Source organism: Sphingomonas sp. SUN039, assembly GCF_024758725.1.
GTDB lineage: Bacteria > Pseudomonadota > Alphaproteobacteria > Sphingomonadales > Sphingomonadaceae > Sphingomonas_O.
In genome coordinates this window covers 47,638-63,686 of record NZ_CP096972.1, presented here as the reverse complement: position 1 = coordinate 63,686, position 16,049 = coordinate 47,638, and the positions used below count along the sequence as shown (strand labels likewise).

The window sequence follows — 16,049 nt, the reverse complement described above, 5'->3', positions numbered from 1 at the left end:
AGGCGATTAGGGCAGGCCCGCCACTCAAGGGAACAGTCAGCGGTGCCGCTTCGCGCAGTCGAAAATTCCGGAACGGCTGAGCGCGCGCTCAGCCATGAGGATATGCGCGCCTTCACCCATGCGCTGACTTCGGCGCGGGGTCAGTTTACCCATGCCACCAAAGCGCTCTGCGTCGAGTTCTCGCTGGGACCACGCGGGCCGTGGATCATCGGGATGATCGGCAGAGGTCCGATTGCGCCGCATGAACTCGCCGAGTTCTACAAGGTCGGACGCAGCCTGATCACGGCCGAGCTCAACAAGCTCGCCGATGCCGGGTTGATCGTCCAGGGGCGCGACAAGACCGACGGTCGCCGCGCCACGCTGTCGCTCACCCCGGCGGGACGCAAGGTCTTCAATCGTCTCGGCGATGATCTCGATGCTTTCCTGTCGGATCGATTGTCAGGCTATTCGCGCGACGACATCATGCTGTGCGCGCAAATCCTCAACGATTTTGCCAGAGGCGGGCGAATGACCTGACCGACCCTTCGCGCGGGGAAGCGAGGATGACGCGATGGCCGATGCGGATCAGATGTTCGAACGGGTGAAGGACGCCGATGTCGCGTTCCTCGGCACAGAGCCCATTCCCGCCGCCCCCTATTACGATCCCGATTACTACGAGCTCGAGCGCAAAGCCGTCTTCATGCGGAGCTGGATCGAGATCGGTCATGTCTGCGAACTGCCCGAACCCGGCAGCTTTATCCGGCGCGAGATCGAGTTTGCCAAAGCCTCGCTCCTTATTGTGCGCAGCAAGGATGGCGTGATCCGCGCATTCCACAACGTCTGCACGCACCGGGGGACACAGCTGGTCGAGGAGGCGCAGGGGAAACGGTCGAAGTTCAGCTGTCCCTATCATATGTGGACCTTCGGCACCGATGGCGCGCTGCTCTCGGCACCCGATTTCGCTTCGTTCGGCATCGACAAAAAGGACTGCGCGCTCAAGCAGGTTACGGCCGATGTCTGTGCAGGGTTGATCTTCATCAACTTCGCGCCCGACCCGCCGCCGCTGCGTGACTGGCTACAGGGGCTTGCCGAGCAACTCGAAACGCTGCCGGTGGCGCAGGCCACGACGTTCAGCGAATATGTCTATGACATCGATGCCAACTGGAAGCTGACCTACGATAATTTCCAGGAGAACTACCACCTGCGCTTCATCCATTCGCGCTCGGGCGAAGCCGCGTTCAGCGCGGAAAATCCGTTCGCCTATCCGGCAGCGTTCGGCTTTCACGGGCCGCACCGGACGCAAACGCTCTATTCCAACCCCGACCCGGCGGTGAAGCCGTTCGCGGCGCTCGGTTTCGGGCGCGGCGCAGTCGCAGCGGCGAAGCGTAATCTGGTATCAGGGGCGCACGGCCGCAGCTATTTTGCGCTGTTCCCGAATTTCTTCATTCTGGGCACAGCGGTCCAGCACTTCTCGCATGTCGTCTATCCGGTCTCGGCATCGAAATCGCGGGGCGTGATCCGGCTCTACTGGGTCGGCGACGACGCCAGCGCCAGCGAACGCTTTGGGCGCGAATATGCGATGGCGACGGCGCGCGACATTCACGCCGAGGACCGCTCGGTCATCGCGGCCGGACAGCGCGGCCTGGAGAGCGGCGCGCTGACGCATATCCATTTCCAGACGCAGGAAGCGCTGTGCCGTCACCTGTTCGTGTCGGTGGACAAGGCGGTCGCCGACTATCGCGCGGAGACCGGGCAGTGATTCTGCTACCGGCGGGGTTCGAGGCACTGAAGCCATTCGTCGAACGATGGGCGGTCGAGGGAAGCGCGAACCGCGCCGCCCTGCGCGGGGCATCGAGCGAGGACGATCGCGCAGCGTTCTTTGCTACAGGCGCGCCGTTGGCTGCCGCCGCACTCGACCGTCTCGACGCCCGTCCGCTCGCCGACCATGACGCCGCCGAACAGCGGCTGATGAACCTGATGCTCAGCCTCGCGCATGTCTCGCTCGCGGTCGACGTCCAGCGCGACGACGAGGCGCGGCACACGCCTTTGCGCGATGCGATGGTCCTCACCCGCGCACCTGCCGACAGCCCTGCCGCATGAACACCGGGCTGGCCGGAAAGGTCGTCGTTGTCACCGGCGCGACCGCCAATATCGGGCGCGCAACCGCGCTGGAATTTGCGAGCGAAGGCGCGAATATCGTCGCAGTCGGGCGTGACGAAGCGGCAGGCGCGAAGCTTGTGGAACTGGCAAAGGAACGCGGTGCGCCAGACGCCCGCTTCGTTGCGGCAGACATGCTCGACCCCGCCAGCCCCGCCCGCATTCTTGCCGTTGCGGCGGAGTTCGGCCCCGTCGATGTGCTGGTCAACAATGTCGGCGGCAATGTCGGCGCGGGGTTCTTCGCCGACTCCGCGTCCGAAAGCTGGATGGCCGACATCGATCTCAACCTCGGCACGACGCTCCGCATGACCCACGCCGTCCTGCCCGGCATGATCACGCGGAAATCGGGCAGCATCGTCAACATCGGATCGACGGCCGGGATCGTCGGCGATTACATGCTGCCGGTCTATTCCGCCGCCAAGGCCGCCGTCCACGGCTTCACCAAGGTGCTGGCCAAGGAAACCGGCCAGCACGGCATCCGCGTCAATTGCGTCGCGCCCTATGGCACGGTGTCGAGCGACCCCGCCGCGTTCAGCGCAGGGAGCCGCTTCCGCGACGGGTTCTTCAAGCGGGCGTTCGAGGGAACGAGCGCGAAAGACATGGCCAAACGGTCGCGCCATACCGTCATCGGCAGGCCGGTTGCGACACCCGAAGAGGTCGCGTCGCTGGTCGTCTGGCTCGCCTCAAACGGGGCGGGGTTCGTCACCGGCCAAATCTATCCCGTCGATGGAGGGAGTTTGCTATGAGCCGCACCGATGCCGTCGCCGCCTATTTCGCCGCCATGCGCGCGCAGGACCTGGAGGCCTTCGCCGCGCTGTTCTCCGATAACGCCGAGATCGTCTGGCCCGACGGACGCGCCGTTTCGGGCATCGACGCCATCCGCACCACTTATGCGCGGCTGTTCGAACACCCGTCGAACAACCCCCAGCCCGGCCCGGTCATGATGGCCGACGATTGCTGCGCGACCGAGGTGCATTCGAAATTGCCCGACGGCAGCGAGCGGCGCACGATCAACGTGTTCCACTTCGGCGCGGACGACCGGTTCATCCGCATGGCGAGCTATCGTCAGGGCTGAGGTTTCGCCTTTTCGGCAAGCAGGTCGACCATCGACTGCGCCGCCGCTAGCAACGCCTTCATCGACGGCAAGCTAGGGTCGGCCAGCGCTCGCGCATGCGCGACATCCTTGTCGAACAAGGTCAGCATGTTCGGCGCGCGCTCGGGCGACACGAACCCTGGCGCGACCCGCATCGCAAACCCCTGTGCCGATCCCGCCATCAGCATCTCGCGCAGTTGCGCGCGGTCGAAACCGAGATGCTCGCCCAGCTCCAGGATATGCGCCGCCATGCCGTAATTGGCGATTGAGACGAGGTTGTTGAGCAGCTTGCCCTTCATCCCCGAGCCGACCGGCCCGAGCAGCTGATACGTCCCGAGGCAGTCGAGCAGCGGCTTCACCTTCTCCACCGTTGCAGCATCGCCGCCGAGATAAATCGACAAATCGCCATTCACTTCCGCCCCGCCCCCGCCACGCGACACGCCGCAATCGAGCACCGCCACGCCGTGCCTTGCTGCCTGTGCCGACAATGCCTCCGCAAGCTCGGGGGCGATGGTCGAATGAACGATGAAGACGCCGCCCGCCCCCAGCGCGGCAAACACGCTGCCGCTCTGTGTCAGCTCGACCATATCGGCGTCAGTCCGCACGCAGGCGCACAGCACGTCGGAGGCGAACGCCGCCTCTTGCGGAGACGCTGCCTTGCTAATGAACCCCTCCATTGCGGCAGGGACGATGTCATAGACGGTCAGGGGAAACCCGCCCCGTGCGATGCACCGGGCAATCGGGCTCCCGAGCGAACCCAGGCCGATATAGCCGATCTTCATCACAGCCGCCGCGGGTCGACCACAGTCCGAACCGGAGCGAGCGGACCGGACATTTCGGCCAAAGCGCTCCCGACCCCGCTAAGCCCGATCCGCGCGCCGATCCACGGCAAAACATCGACCCTGCCGTCGGCAATCGAGCGAAGCGCCAGTTCCATGTCCTGCGCTTCCTCCCCGCCCGCGAAATGGACGGTCAGCCGCTTGTTCTGCGCGGCGAAGACGAACAGGCTGTCGGCCTCCATGCAATAGCCGCCCATCACGATCCGCGCGCCGAAGGCGACCGACTGGATGATCTGCTGCAACAGCCCCGGCACGCCCGCGCATTCGTAGACCAGATTGGGCTGGCGGTTGCCGAGGTCGGGGATCGGCGCATAGGGCGACAAGGTGCGCGGATCGACCGCAATGTCGGCCCCCATGGCAATCGCCTGCGCGCGCCGGTCCTCGTGATAATCGGCCGCGACGATGGGCGCGATGCCCATCAGCTTCAGGCCCGCAATCACGCCCAGCCCGATCGCCCCGCACCCGATGACCAGCGCGCAATCCTCCTTCGTGGGGATTCCGCGCCGCGCATGTTCGAGGCCAACCGCGAGCGGCTCGGTCATCGCCGCGAGATCGTCGTCGAGGCCCGACGGCACTTCGATCAGCATGTCCTCGTCGAGCAGCATATACTCGCCGAACCCGCCGGGGCAGTCGTTGTTGAACCCGATGACCGAATGGCTGCCCGATTGCCGCATGATGGGAACCGACGTGACCTTGCGTCCCGGCTTGACCGGGCGCTTGCTGCCCGGGCCATAATCGATCACTTCGCCGACATATTCATGGCCGGGGACGAAAGGCCGCGACTGGTCGAGCGCAGCGTACGGCCCACCGAACTGTTTCGACAAGTCGATGACGTTCTGTCCGGCGTGAAGGAAATGCGCCTCCGACGCGCATAGCCCGCAGCTGCGCGTGCGGACCAGCGCATGGCCTTTGCCCGGCACCGGATCGGGCAGATCGCCCACCTCGACCGTACCGTTCAGGATATAGGCGGCTTTCATTCCAGCACTGTATAGGACGGGTCGTTGTGGTCGCGGCGGCTGCGCTGGTCGTCGCTCATCGGGGTGACGGCACGGATGTCATCGAAATCGCGGAGGGCGATGCGGTGATCGATGCCCCAGCGCCCGTCGCGCTTCGACCAAGTGTCGATATAGCGGCCCCAGACTCGGATTTCGTGCGCGACATCTTCGCGCATCATGCGGAGTGCGGTCGTGTAATAGCTTTCGCTGCCTGCCCGGTCGCCATCGACTTCGAGGATGATGTTGGTCACTTGATGCGAGTGGCGCAGCATTCGGGCGTGCTGTTCGCAGACCTGATCGACAAAGCCGCGCGCACTGCCCTGATAGACTTCGGCGCCGTAATCGGCGGTGCCGTCGGGGTGCCAGATCGCATAACCTTGTTCACGGTCGATGCGGTCCATCGCGCGGCAGTATCTGTAGATCAGGTCGGTGATCGCCTCGCGGTCGGTCATTCTTTGGCCTTCAGATATTGTCCCGTCATGGCTTCGATGCGCTCAATCCGCACACGGCGCTCGTCGGGCGAATTGGGGGCGTAGCCCGCGACATCGTTCGCCTGCCCCCAATTATAGACAGGGCCGTGCGGCAGTTGCTCCAGCCCGATCCGCGCGACATCGGCGGCGCTCGCCATGCCGGTCGGGTCGAACGGTCGTCCGTTGGCTTCGGAAATGCGGTGGTGGGCAGGCGTATTCGTGCGACCGAGGATCAGGTTGAGGACGTCGACACCGACATGGCGCATTTCGGCCCATAGTCCTTCGCCGAAGCAAATGTCGAACGCCTTGACCCCGGAATAAACCCCCATGCCGTGCAGTCCGCCATAGCACGAACCCGAGCCGACGAGGATCATCCCGCCCCGCCCCCGTGCACGCATCCCCTGCCCGAAATGGTGGCAGTTCCGCATGGTGGTGACGATGTTGAGAGTAACGAGCCGTTCCCAGTCGCCGACTTCGCGGTCGAGGAACAGCGACGAATTGGTGTCCGCCCCGGCATTGGCGATGAACAGGCCGACTTCGCGCGTCCCCACCGCCGCGACGATGCGGTCGGTTGCGTCGGGTGCGGTCAGATCTACACTGGCGGACACGCAATCGACGCCCTTGGCGCGGACCTGTTCGGCAAGGTCGGCCAATGGCCCCTCGCGTCGCGCAATCAGGATGCAGTTCAAACCCGCATCGGCGAGCCGCAGCGCAAACTCTGCGCCGGTCCCTTCGGATGCCCCGGTAATCAGTGCCCAAGGACCGTATTTCGCGGCGTCGAACCCGCTCATGCGTCGGGCGGGCCGAAGCGGAAAGCGACCAGCTTGTTGCCGTCGAGGTCACGGAAATAGGCACCGTAAAAGCCGTTCGGGTCGTCGCCGCGTATCCCCGGCGCGCCCTCGTCGCTGCCGCCGAGTTCGAGCGCCTTGGCATGAACGGCGTCGACCAGTTCACGGCTCGATACCTGAAACCCGGCCATATTGCCGTTGCCAACCTCATGCTCGCCCTTCAACGGCACACCGATCAGCAACATGCTCCCCGTCTCGCCCCGGAACGAAATCATGTTGTCGCGGTCGTAGATCGTCTTCGCCCCGACCATTTCCGCAATCGGACGCCAGAACGCCTTGGCACGCGCAATATCGCGCGTGCCGAACCGTGTCGTCGTCATCATATCCGTGCTCCCATCGCCGCCCAGCGCTCGGGCACCATCCACACATATTCGGTGTAGTGGCCGAGCCATTCGCGCGTATCGATATAGCAGAATTCCAGCATCCCCGGCGTGCCACCCTTGAGCACCACCGGATAGGGCTGTGCCTGCACCCGCCCCCAGAGCGCGTCCCAGTCGTCGACGACATGGCAGACATGATGGAATTGCAAGCTGTCGTCGGCAGGCAGCGCGTCGCGGTAGATGGCGAGCACATCGCCTTCCTTGGGCTCGATCAACTCGTAGTTGAGATCCTCGACCCAGACGAAAGCGAGCTTTTGCACGCCCACTCCTTCGCCCTGCGGCGTCCAGACCTTCACCGGCGTTTCGATTTCCATGACCGTGCGGACATCGGCGCGTTCGCGGAATTCAGCGACTGCCTTGTCGACGTTGCGGGTCACATACGCATTTTGGTAGTGGCGTCCGGTGATCATCGGCCTGTCCTCATCCTGTTTTTCGGCGCATCATGCGGCGTCGGCGCCGACGGGCCTATCGCGCAAGATATAGAGATAGAGACAAACTATCGACTTCGGGCCATTAGCCCCGCTTGCCCATCTGACGCTGGCGGAACTGGCGCGGGGTGATCCCGGTCGCGCGGCGGAACGCATAGGCGAAGCTGGAAGGGGACGCGAAGCCCAAGCCGAAGGCGATGCCCTTGATGCTGTCGTCGCTCCCCAATTGTCGCTTGGCCATCTCGATCCGCGTATGCGCGATATGTTCGCCGATGGTGCAGCCCCGGCTCGACTGGAACCCGCGCGTCAACTGTCGCACCGATAGCGCACAATGTTCGGCGAGTTCGCCGAGCGTCGGCATCGGCCCCGGCCTCTCGAGTCGCCGATCGATCAGGCGCAACCGCCATGACGCGAGGCCGCCGGTGATCGGTCCCTCGGCGATCGCCTGGCAATAACGCGCGACATCGATGGCAAGCTGGCCCGCGATCATCTTGGTCAGAATATCGCTGCCCGCGCCGGGCTGGCGCGCCTCGCCGGCAAGTCGGAACAGGCACGACCGGATGTGCGGGTGCACGATGTCGAGGCTCGCGGCGAGCCGCCGGTCGGTCCATTCGATACCCCCGCCCAGCCAGCGGTCGATGGCGCGACGCTCGATCTCGCACACCACCGAAATCTGTTCGCCCTGCCCGTCGGTCCGGATGTGCAGTGTCTCGCCGGGCGGCAGCAGCAAGATGTCGCCGAGCCGTTCGAACCGGTGCGGTCCCCAGCGCTCGCTGTAGCAGCCGCGCGCCTTTTCAGGGCGGGGGGACAGACACAGATCGAGCCAGTAATGATCGTCGCGGTGGAAAATCCGGTTGGTCGGTTCGTCGAGATGGAAGCGGACGATCTGCACGGTCGCACCCGTGATCGCCAGTTCGGCCTCGACCACCGACGTTCCGAAACTCTCCTGCGCCACGGCATGCCCCCGAATTATCGAGCTTGGCTATCTGCCGATAAAACGGCCTGGTGTCGATACTATGGGCGATTGCGGCGGCGCGGTTGCTGGCGGAAGGTCCGTGACAGGAAGCGCCGCGAACAGGCGCAGGAGAGGTTCATGGCAGACGGTCTTTTCGATTGCACGGGCAAGGTGACGCTTGTCACCGGCGGCAATGGCGGCATCGGCCTCGGCTTTGCGACGGGTGTTGCCAAGCAGGGCGGCGACATCGCCATCTGGGCGCGCAACGCCGAAAAGAACGCAGCGGCCAAGGCCGAACTGCTTGCGGCGGGCGCGGGCCGGGTCGAAACCTATATCGTCGACGTGTCGTCGGAGGATGCGATCCTTGGCGGCTACGACCAGCTCATGGCCGATTTCGGGCGCGTGGACTGCGTGTTCGCCAATTCGGGCGCCAGCCCGCGCTACAAATCGATTTTCGACATGCCGACCGAGCATTGGCACGATTTCAAAAAGACCGCCCTCGACGGCGCGTTCTTCACGCTGCGCGAGGGTGCGCGCCATATGAAAGCGCGTGCCGAGGCGGGCGAACCTGGCGGCAGCCTAGTCGCGTGCGGCAGCCTGTCGATGTTTCAGGGGCTGCCGGGCAAGGCCGAATATGCCGCCTCCAAGAGCGCGGTCGCGGCCGTCATTCGCTGCCTCGCCGCAGAAATGGGCGAATTTGGCGTCCGCGCCAATGTCGTCGCACCGGGCCTCATCATCACGCCGATGATGGGGCCCGCCGATGGCCCGGCGGTCCAGTATCTCAACGGCCTTTACGCGCCGATCACGCCGATGAAACGCACCGGCGCGGTCGCCGACTTCGAGGGGATCGGCGCGTTTCTGTGTTCGGACGCGAGCGCCTTCATCACCGGCGAGACCATCAAGGTCGACGGCGGCTATATGATCCGCGGTTAGGAGCAGACCCATGAAACTCCTCAACATCCACGGCGTCGGCGATGTCCGGCTCGACAGTTACGAGCGGCCCGAACCCGGCCCCGCCGATGTCGTCGTCAAGATGAAGGCGTGCGGCATCTGCGGCAGCGATCTGAGCTACATCAAAGTCGGCGGCATGAGCCGCAATGCCGAAGGTACAACGGCGCTCGGCCATGAGGGCGCGGGCGAAGTAATGTTCGTCGGCCGCGATGTCGTAGGCGTCGAAGTCGGCCAGCCGGTGATCGTCAACCCCATGAACACGCCCAGCTTCATCGGCAGCGGCGGCCCCGAAGGTGCGTTCACCGAAGAGCTGCTGGTGCGCGAGGCACGGTTGGGCGACTCGATCCTGCCTATCCCGGTAGGCATTCCCTACGACGTGGCGGCAATGTGCGAGCCGCTGGCGGTGGCGCTGCACGGGGTCAACCGCGCGGAGGCCAAGGCGGGGACGAAGCTTGTCGTGTTCGGCTGCGGCCCCATTGGCCTCGGCATGGTGATGTGGGCGGTGGATCGTGGTTGCGATGTCGTCGCGCTCGACCTTGCCGAGGAACGCCTCGAACGCGCACGAACGCTCGGGGCGCGGACGATCAACCCCGGCACCGAGGACAGCGTGGCGCGCATCAAGGAAATGCACGGTACCGAGCACTATTTCGGGCGCGAGCGGTCGCTGACCGATGCGTATATCGACGCGGCAGGGGCGCCCTCGATCCTCGCCGATGTCGTCTCGATGGCAAAACGCCATGCGCGCCATGTCATCACGGCGGCCTATATGAAGCCCATCGAACTCCCGGCGGGTCCGATGCTGACCAGCGAAATGACGATCACCACGGCGGTCGGTTACCCCGACGAATTCCCCGATGTCGTCGCCGCAATGCCGCGTCTGAAGGACAAGATCGCGGCGCTCATCAGCCACACCCTCCCGTTCGACCGCGTGCTCGAAGGGCTGGAGATTGCGGCGACCCCGCAATCGGCCAAGGTCATGATCGAGTTCGCGGCATGAGCGAAACCACCAAGCCCGTCCCGCTCGCCACCCTCGCCCGCGCGGGCGACACCCAGACCGAGGCGGTGGCGATCACGCCGTTCGTGTTCATGGCGCGTGATATCTCCAACGCCTATCTGGTCACGACCGATGACGGCGACCTGATGGTCAACACCGGCTTCTTCGACGACGCCAACCAGGCACGCAACGTCGCGCTGCTTAAGCCGCACCGCACCGGTCCCTTGCGCCACATCGTCCTGACCCAAAGCCATGCCGACCATTTCGGCGGCGTGCCGGTGTTCAGGGAAGCAGGCACAAAGGTCATCGGCGGTCCCGGCTACAACGAGGCATGGGGAGACATGAACCGTCTCCAGCCGTTTTTCGGGCCGCGCAGCAAGAAGCTGTGGGGCAGCACGCTGCAACGCGGCGGCGCACCCAAACCCGCGCCCGAGGTGGTGCCCGATGTCCTCGTCGACCGGCATCTGACCGTCGAACAGGGCGGGCGCGTGTTCGAACTCATCCACGCGCCCGAAGGCGAGACGGTCGATAACCTCATCGTCTGGATGCCGCACGAGCGGATCGCCTTCACCGGCAATCTCGTCGGCCCGGTGTGGCTGTCGATGCCGTTCCTGTGCACCCTGCGCGGCGATAAGCCGCGCGCGGTGTGGAATTACCTCAAGAGCCTCGAAAAGCTCCGCGCACTGAACGCAGAGACGATCATTACCGGGCATGGCGAGCCGATCCACGGCGCAGCGAAAATCCGCGCCGATATCGACAAGATGCACGCCGCGGTGTCGTGGGTCCGCGACTACACGCTCGACGGGATGAACGCGGGCAAGACCGTGCACGAATTGATGCGCGCGGTCGCGCTGCCCGAGCACCTCCAGATCGGTCAGTTCCACGGCAAGGTCAGCTGGGCGGTCAAGACCATCTGGGAGGAATATGCCGGCTGGCTGCATTATGAGGACGGGACGACCGAACTCTACGGCGTCCCGCGCTCTGCCGTGAACGCCGATCTTGCCGAACTGGCGGGTGGAGCGGATGTGCTCGCCAAGCGCGCGCAGGTCCATGTCGAGGCCGGACGTCCGCTCGAGGCGATCCATTTACTCGACGTTGCGCTGGGGGCGGAGCCGCAAAACTTGGCCGCGCTAAAGATAAAGAAGATTGCGCTCGACCATCTGCTGGTCGCTAGCGGGAACAGCAATCTCAGCGAAACCATGTGGCTGAAATCCGAAATCGCCGCAGTCGAGGCAGCCCTAGACATGACAAAGACTCCAGCATGACAAAGACCCTGACCCATCTCGAGCGGCTCGAAGCCGAGAGCATCCACATCATGCGCGAGGTGGTGGCCGAGGCCGAAAAACCGGTCATGCTCTATTCGGTCGGCAAGGATTCGGCGGTCATGCTGCATCTGGCGCGCAAGGCATTCTACCCCTCGCCGCCACCCTTCCCGCTGCTCCATGTCGATACGACCTGGAAGTTCAAGGCGATGTACGAACTGCGCGAGAAGGCCGCGCGCGATGCGGGCATGGAATTGCTCGTCTACAAGAACCCCGAGTGCGTCGAACGCGGCATCAATCCGTTCGACCATGGCTCGCTGCACACCGACATGTGGAAAACCGAGGGGCTGAAGCAGGCGCTCGACAAATACGGGTTCGATGTGGCGTTCGGCGGCGCACGGCGCGACGAGGAAAAGAGCCGCGCCAAGGAGCGCATCTTCAGCTTTCGCACCGCGACGCATGGCTGGGACCCAAAGAACCAGCGGCCCGAGCTGTGGAACCTCTACAATGCGCGGAAAGCCAAGGGCGAAAGCATCCGCGTCTTCCCGATCTCGAACTGGACCGAGCTCGACATCTGGCAGTACATCCACCTCGAGAATATCGAGATCGTGCCGCTGTATTTCAGCGCGCCGCGCCCGACCGTGGAGCGCGACGGCATGCTGCTGATGGTCGATGACGAGCGCTTCCAGCTCAAGCCCGGCGAGGTGCCCGTCGATCGCTCGATCCGTTTCCGCACGCTCGGCTGCTATCCGCTCACTGGTGCCGTCGAAAGCGAAGCCAAGACGTTGCCGCAGGTCATTCAGGAAATGCTGCTGACGACAACCAGCGAGCGCCAGGGCCGCGCCATCGACCACGACCAGGCTGCGAGCATGGAAAAGAAGAAACAGGAAGGTTACTTCTGATGTCGGATGTCATTTACAAGACCGACGAGCTGATCGCGTCGGACATCGACGCCTATTTGGAGGTCCACCAGCACAAGAGCCTGCTGCGCTTCATCACCTGCGGGTCGGTCGACGACGGCAAGTCCACGCTGATCGGGCGCTTGCTCTACGATTCGAAGATGATCTTCGAGGACCAGCTCGCCACCCTCGAAGCCGACAGCAAGCGGATGGGGACGCAGGGGCAGGACATCGACTTCGCGCTGCTCGTCGACGGCCTCGCCGCCGAGCGCGAACAGGGCATCACCATCGACGTCGCCTATCGCTTCTTCGCGACCGAGAAGCGCAAGTTCATCGTCGCCGACTGCCCGGGGCACGAGCAATACACGCGCAACATGGTGACGGGCGCCTCGACCGCCGATCTCGCGGTCATTCTGATCGACGCGCGCAAGGGCGTGCTCGTCCAGACGCGGCGGCACAGCTACCTCGCCAAGTTGCTCGGCATCCGCAACATCGTGCTTGCGGTCAACAAGATGGACCTGATCGGCTACGACCAAGCCAAGTATGACGCCATCGTTGCCGATTACACGGCGTTCGCGACCAGCATCGGCATCACAGACTTCACTGCGATGCCGATTTCGGGGTTCAAGGGCGACAACATCACCGACAATTCGGTGAACACGCCCTGGTATGCGGACAAGCCGCTGATGGCGCATCTGGAAACCGTCGCGCTCGACAATGAGGCGGACCAAACCAAGCCGCTCCGCATGGCGGTACAATGGGTCAACCGGCCCAACCTCGATTTCCGCGGCTTCTCCGGCCAGATCGCGACCGGCACTGCCCACCCCGGCGACGCCATCCGCGTCCTGCCCAGCGGCAAAACCTCGACGATCAGCAAGATCGTGACGCTTGGCGGCGAACTCGACGAAGCGGTCGCCGGTCAGTCGGTCACCTTGTGCTTCGCCGACGAGGTCGATTGTTCGCGCGGCGACGTGATCGCTACTGCGGACGCGCCGCCTGAAGTCTCCGACCAGTTCGAATCGACCATCGTCTGGCTCGCCGATGAGTCGCTGATCCCCGGCCGCGCCTATTGGCTGAAGCTCGGCACCCAGATGGTGTCGGCGACGGTTCAGGCCCCCAAATACACCGTCAACGTCAACACGATGGAACACATCGCCGCGAAGACGCTCGAACTGAACGCCATCGGCGTCGCCGAGATCGCGACCGACAAGCCCGTGGTGTTCGAACCCTATGCCGACAACCATAGCCTCGGCGGCTTCATCCTGATCGACAAGATCACCAACCGCACCGTCGGCGCGGGGATGCTGCACTTCTCGCTCCGTCGCGCGCAGAACGTGCACTGGCAGGCGACCGACATCGGTCGCGACGCCCACGCCAGTCTCAAGAACCAGAAACCGCGCGTGCTGTGGTTCACCGGCCTTTCGGGATCGGGCAAATCGACCATCGCCAACGAGGTCGAGAAGTCGCTGAACCTGATGAATCGCCACACCTTCCTGCTCGACGGCGACAATGTCCGCCACGGGCTCAATAAGGATCTGGGCTTCACCGAGACCGACCGCATCGAGAACATCCGCCGCGTCGGCGAAGTTGCCAAACTGATGGCGGACGCGGGCCTGATCGTGCTGACCGCGTTCATCAGCCCGTTCCGTGCCGAGCGCGACATGGTGCGTTCGATGCTGCCCGAGGGCGAGTTCATCGAGATTTTCGTCGATACACCGCTGGAAGTCGCCGAGGCACGCGACGTGAAGGGGTTGTACAAGAAGGCGCGCTCGGGCCAGCTCAAGAATTTCACCGGCATCGACAGCCCCTATGAGCCGCCGCACCAGCCCGAAATCCGGGTCAACACGGTCGAGATGACCCCCGCCGAGGCCGCCGAGTTCATCGTCCGCCAGATCATGCCGCTCAAATGAGCGCCCTGACCGACGCCGAACTCGCCGCGCACCTCGCCGATGTCGCGGGCAAGCTGCTCCTACAGGTCCGCGCCTGCGGGTTGATGTCGCTGAAGGCTCTCGGCAAGGCGGGTGACAATACCGCCAACCAGTACCTCATCCACGCGATCCGCGAGCAGCGCCCCGACGACGGGTTGTTGTCGGAGGAGAGCAAGGACACCGAGGACAGGCTGTCGAAATCGCGCGTGTGGATCATCGATCCGGTCGACGGCACCCGCGAATATGGCGAGGCCCGCACCGACTGGGCTGTGCACGTCGCGCTCGCCATCGACGGGGTGGCAACCGTTGGCGCGGTCGCCCTGCCCGGCCTCGACCTCATCCTCCGCAGCGACCGCCCTGCCCCGCTGCCGCCCGCTGCGACCCCGCCGCGGATGGTCGTCAGCCGCACGCGGCCTGCTGCCGAGGCGCTAGCCGTTGCCGAAGCCATTGGTGCCGAACTCGTGCCCATGGGCAGTGCCGGGGCAAAGGCCATGGCTATCGTCCGCGGCGAGGCCGAAATCTATCTGCACACCGGCGGGCAGTATGAATGGGACAGCTGCGCGCCCGTCGCCGTCGCCGCGGCGTACGGCCTGCACGTCAGCCGCGCCGACGGGTCGCCGCTGATCTACAACCAGCGCGACACCTATATGCCCGACCTGCTGATCTGCCGTCCCGAATGGGCCGATCGCGTCCTCGAAATGGTCACGAAGGCTAGACTGCCATGATACTCGATGCCCAAGCTCTTGTCGCCGCCGCTCGCATGCAGACCGGCCTGACGGATTTCGGCGACCCAACGATGTTCGACGGGCTGAACCGGCTGATCGACAGCCTCAACACCGAAGCGAAACTGACCGAGGCGGGAAGCCAGCGCGTCGGCGCGAGCATCACCGCGACGCTCGTCAACCGGCTGCAGGTCGAGGATTACCTGAAGTCGCACCCCGAACTCCTCGAGCGACCGATCGAAAAGCCGCTTTTCGTCTTCGGCCTGCCGCGCACCGGAACAACGCTCGCGATCAATCTCCTGACTGCCGATCCTGTCCGCCGCCGCTTCATGCGATGGGAAGCGTTCGCGACTGTCCCGCCCGCCGCACCCGGCGCGTTGCGTGCCGATCCCCGCTGCCACGCCGAACAGGAACGGCTCGACATGAGCCTCAAATACGTGCCCCACATCTCGGCGATGCACCATGAAGATGCTGACAGTTCATGCGAATGCCAGTTCGCGATGTCGCCGACGTTTTGCTCGCAAGTCTATGATTCGCAATATCATATTCCGAGTTACAGCGACTGGTTCCTGAATGCAGATTACCGGCCCGCCTTCCGTTATCACAAGCGACTGATGCAGGTTCTCCAGTCAACCAATGGCGGTCGCTGGACGTTCAAAAACCCGTGGCATCCGCTTTACCTCGACGCGCTGACCGAGGTGTACCCGGGCGCACAACTGGTCATGACGCATCGCGATCCAGCTGATGTCGTGGCGTCGGCTTGCAGTCTTTCAACAGCCGTGCGCCGCCTGTTCAGCGATCAGGTCGATCCACACGCCGTTGCGGATCTCAAGCTCCGAACCTTCGACCTGATGATTGCGCGTCAAGACGCCTATCGCCAAAAGCATGGCGCACATTCGATTTACGACATCCAGTATGCCGAACTGACGCGCGACCCGATGGGGGTCATGAAACGCCTCTATGCACATTTCGACGAGCCGCTGACGGCGGAAGCCGAAACCGCGATGCAGGCGATGCTCGACGCCAACCCGCAGGGCAAGCACGGCAAGCACGAATATTCGCTGGCGGATTACGGACTGACCCGCGCCGGCATCCACGCGCATTTCAAGGACTATACCGACCGGTTCGGGATTCCCTGCAAGGCGTAGG

At 64.2% G+C, this 16,049-nt stretch carries 19 protein-coding genes; 12 read left to right on the top strand and 7 right to left on the bottom strand.

The window, feature by feature from the left end; all coding sequences use genetic code 11:
• Nucleotides 1-42 precede the first annotated feature (42 nt).
• From M0209_RS00350 to M0209_RS00330, 5 genes are read left to right on the top strand one after another with little or no spacing between them, the layout of a single operon-like run.
• Nucleotides 43-516: a MarR family winged helix-turn-helix transcriptional regulator gene (locus tag M0209_RS00350; RefSeq protein WP_258886189.1), complete on the top strand. Its 474-nt coding sequence runs from the start codon at nucleotides 43-45 to the stop codon at nucleotides 514-516.
• A gap of 34 nt (nucleotides 517-550) precedes the next feature.
• Nucleotides 551-1,738, top strand: coding sequence for an SRPBCC family protein (locus M0209_RS00345; protein ID WP_258886188.1), 1,188 nt, complete (start codon nucleotides 551-553; stop codon nucleotides 1,736-1,738).
• The gene (locus M0209_RS00340; protein WP_258886187.1) at nucleotides 1,735-2,079 is read left to right on the top strand and encodes a hypothetical protein; all 345 of its coding nucleotides are present in this window, start codon (nucleotides 1,735-1,737) and stop codon (nucleotides 2,077-2,079) included. The genes M0209_RS00345 and M0209_RS00340 overlap by 4 nt, the downstream gene beginning before the upstream one ends.
• Nucleotides 2,076-2,882 carry an SDR family NAD(P)-dependent oxidoreductase gene (locus tag M0209_RS00335; protein WP_258886186.1) on the top strand — a complete coding sequence of 269 codons (807 nt, stop codon included), beginning with the start codon at nucleotides 2,076-2,078 and terminating at the stop codon, nucleotides 2,880-2,882. The genes M0209_RS00340 and M0209_RS00335 overlap by 4 nt, the downstream gene beginning before the upstream one ends.
• Nucleotides 2,879-3,211 carry a nuclear transport factor 2 family protein gene (locus tag M0209_RS00330; protein WP_258886185.1) on the top strand — a complete coding sequence of 111 codons (333 nt, stop codon included), beginning with the start codon at nucleotides 2,879-2,881 and terminating at the stop codon, nucleotides 3,209-3,211. Before M0209_RS00335 ends, M0209_RS00330 begins: the two co-directional genes overlap by 4 nt.
• On the opposite strand, the gene M0209_RS00325 is transcribed toward M0209_RS00330, so the two are convergent.
• The 7 genes from M0209_RS00325 to M0209_RS00295 form a co-directional block, all read right to left on the bottom strand.
• Entirely contained in the window at nucleotides 3,202-4,011 is an 810-nt protein-coding gene (locus M0209_RS00325; RefSeq protein ID WP_258886184.1) for an NAD(P)-dependent oxidoreductase, read from the bottom strand. The genes M0209_RS00330 and M0209_RS00325 overlap by 10 nt on opposite strands.
• Complete coding sequence (locus M0209_RS00320; RefSeq protein ID WP_258886183.1) at nucleotides 4,011-5,045, bottom strand: zinc-binding dehydrogenase; 1,035 nt, start codon at nucleotides 5,043-5,045, stop codon at nucleotides 4,011-4,013. The genes M0209_RS00325 and M0209_RS00320 overlap by 1 nt, the downstream gene beginning before the upstream one ends.
• Nucleotides 5,042-5,515, bottom strand: coding sequence for a nuclear transport factor 2 family protein (locus M0209_RS00315; RefSeq protein WP_258886182.1), 474 nt, complete (start codon nucleotides 5,513-5,515; stop codon nucleotides 5,042-5,044). Before M0209_RS00315 ends, M0209_RS00320 begins: the two co-directional genes overlap by 4 nt.
• Nucleotides 5,512-6,324 (bottom strand): SDR family oxidoreductase, encoded by an 813-nt coding sequence (locus tag M0209_RS00310; protein WP_258886181.1) that lies wholly within the window; start codon nucleotides 6,322-6,324, stop codon nucleotides 5,512-5,514. Before M0209_RS00310 ends, M0209_RS00315 begins: the two co-directional genes overlap by 4 nt.
• On the bottom strand, nucleotides 6,321-6,704 hold the full coding sequence (locus M0209_RS00305; RefSeq protein WP_258886180.1) for a VOC family protein: 384 nt from the start codon (nucleotides 6,702-6,704) through the stop codon (nucleotides 6,321-6,323). Before M0209_RS00305 ends, M0209_RS00310 begins: the two co-directional genes overlap by 4 nt.
• Nucleotides 6,701-7,171: a VOC family protein gene (locus tag M0209_RS00300; RefSeq protein ID WP_258886179.1), complete on the bottom strand. Its 471-nt coding sequence runs from the start codon at nucleotides 7,169-7,171 to the stop codon at nucleotides 6,701-6,703. The genes M0209_RS00305 and M0209_RS00300 overlap by 4 nt, the downstream gene beginning before the upstream one ends.
• A gap of 103 nt (nucleotides 7,172-7,274) precedes the next feature.
• Nucleotides 7,275-8,144, bottom strand: a complete 870-nt coding sequence (locus M0209_RS00295; protein WP_258886178.1) for an AraC family transcriptional regulator — start codon at nucleotides 8,142-8,144, stop codon at nucleotides 7,275-7,277.
• Between the two features lie 138 nt (nucleotides 8,145-8,282).
• Between M0209_RS00295 and M0209_RS00290 the strand changes: the two genes are divergently transcribed.
• From M0209_RS00290 to M0209_RS00260, 7 genes are read left to right on the top strand one after another with little or no spacing between them, the layout of a single operon-like run.
• A complete protein-coding gene (locus tag M0209_RS00290) occupies nucleotides 8,283-9,077 on the top strand; it encodes an SDR family oxidoreductase (protein ID WP_258886177.1) in 795 nt (264 codons plus the stop codon).
• A 10-nt stretch (nucleotides 9,078-9,087) separates the two neighbouring features.
• On the top strand, nucleotides 9,088-10,092 hold the full coding sequence (locus M0209_RS00285; RefSeq protein ID WP_258886176.1) for a zinc-binding dehydrogenase: 1,005 nt from the start codon (nucleotides 9,088-9,090) through the stop codon (nucleotides 10,090-10,092).
• Complete coding sequence (locus tag M0209_RS00280; protein WP_258886175.1) at nucleotides 10,089-11,354, top strand: MBL fold metallo-hydrolase; 1,266 nt, start codon at nucleotides 10,089-10,091, stop codon at nucleotides 11,352-11,354. The genes M0209_RS00285 and M0209_RS00280 overlap by 4 nt, the downstream gene beginning before the upstream one ends.
• A complete protein-coding gene (gene cysD, locus M0209_RS00275; RefSeq protein WP_258886174.1) occupies nucleotides 11,351-12,253 on the top strand; it encodes a sulfate adenylyltransferase subunit CysD in 903 nt (300 codons plus the stop codon). Before M0209_RS00280 ends, cysD begins: the two co-directional genes overlap by 4 nt.
• Nucleotides 12,253-14,160, top strand: a complete 1,908-nt coding sequence (gene cysN, locus M0209_RS00270; protein WP_258886173.1) for a sulfate adenylyltransferase subunit CysN — start codon at nucleotides 12,253-12,255, stop codon at nucleotides 14,158-14,160. The genes cysD and cysN overlap by 1 nt, the downstream gene beginning before the upstream one ends.
• Nucleotides 14,157-14,903: a 3'(2'),5'-bisphosphate nucleotidase CysQ gene (locus M0209_RS00265; protein WP_258886172.1), complete on the top strand. Its 747-nt coding sequence runs from the start codon at nucleotides 14,157-14,159 to the stop codon at nucleotides 14,901-14,903. The genes cysN and M0209_RS00265 overlap by 4 nt, the downstream gene beginning before the upstream one ends.
• Entirely contained in the window at nucleotides 14,900-16,048 is a 1,149-nt protein-coding gene (locus M0209_RS00260; protein ID WP_258886171.1) for a sulfotransferase, read from the top strand. The genes M0209_RS00265 and M0209_RS00260 overlap by 4 nt, the downstream gene beginning before the upstream one ends.
• Nucleotide 16,049 lies beyond the last annotated feature (1 nt).

Coding starts and splice junctions, on each gene's coding strand:
- M0209_RS00345 (WP_258886188.1), top strand. CDS start 551: ATGGCCGATGCGGATCAGATGTTCGAACGGGTGAAGGACGCCGATGTC.
- M0209_RS00335 (WP_258886186.1), top strand. CDS start 2,076: ATGAACACCGGGCTGGCCGGAAAGGTCGTCGTTGTCACCGGCGCGACC.
- M0209_RS00330 (WP_258886185.1), top strand. CDS start 2,879: ATGAGCCGCACCGATGCCGTCGCCGCCTATTTCGCCGCCATGCGCGCG.
- M0209_RS00325 (WP_258886184.1), bottom strand. CDS start 4,011: ATGAAGATCGGCTATATCGGCCTGGGTTCGCTCGGGAGCCCGATTGCC.
- M0209_RS00320 (WP_258886183.1), bottom strand. CDS start 5,045: ATGAAAGCCGCCTATATCCTGAACGGTACGGTCGAGGTGGGCGATCTG.
- M0209_RS00315 (WP_258886182.1), bottom strand. CDS start 5,515: ATGACCGACCGCGAGGCGATCACCGACCTGATCTACAGATACTGCCGC.
- M0209_RS00310 (WP_258886181.1), bottom strand. CDS start 6,324: ATGAGCGGGTTCGACGCCGCGAAATACGGTCCTTGGGCACTGATTACC.
- M0209_RS00305 (WP_258886180.1), bottom strand. CDS start 6,704: ATGATGACGACGACACGGTTCGGCACGCGCGATATTGCGCGTGCCAAG.
- M0209_RS00300 (WP_258886179.1), bottom strand. CDS start 7,171: ATGATCACCGGACGCCACTACCAAAATGCGTATGTGACCCGCAACGTC.
- M0209_RS00290 (WP_258886177.1), top strand. CDS start 8,283: ATGGCAGACGGTCTTTTCGATTGCACGGGCAAGGTGACGCTTGTCACC.
- M0209_RS00285 (WP_258886176.1), top strand. CDS start 9,088: ATGAAACTCCTCAACATCCACGGCGTCGGCGATGTCCGGCTCGACAGT.
- M0209_RS00280 (WP_258886175.1), top strand. CDS start 10,089: ATGAGCGAAACCACCAAGCCCGTCCCGCTCGCCACCCTCGCCCGCGCG.
- cysD (WP_258886174.1), top strand. CDS start 11,351: ATGACAAAGACCCTGACCCATCTCGAGCGGCTCGAAGCCGAGAGCATC.
- cysN (WP_258886173.1), top strand. CDS start 12,253: ATGTCGGATGTCATTTACAAGACCGACGAGCTGATCGCGTCGGACATC.
- M0209_RS00265 (WP_258886172.1), top strand. CDS start 14,157: ATGAGCGCCCTGACCGACGCCGAACTCGCCGCGCACCTCGCCGATGTC.
- M0209_RS00260 (WP_258886171.1), top strand. CDS start 14,900: ATGATACTCGATGCCCAAGCTCTTGTCGCCGCCGCTCGCATGCAGACC.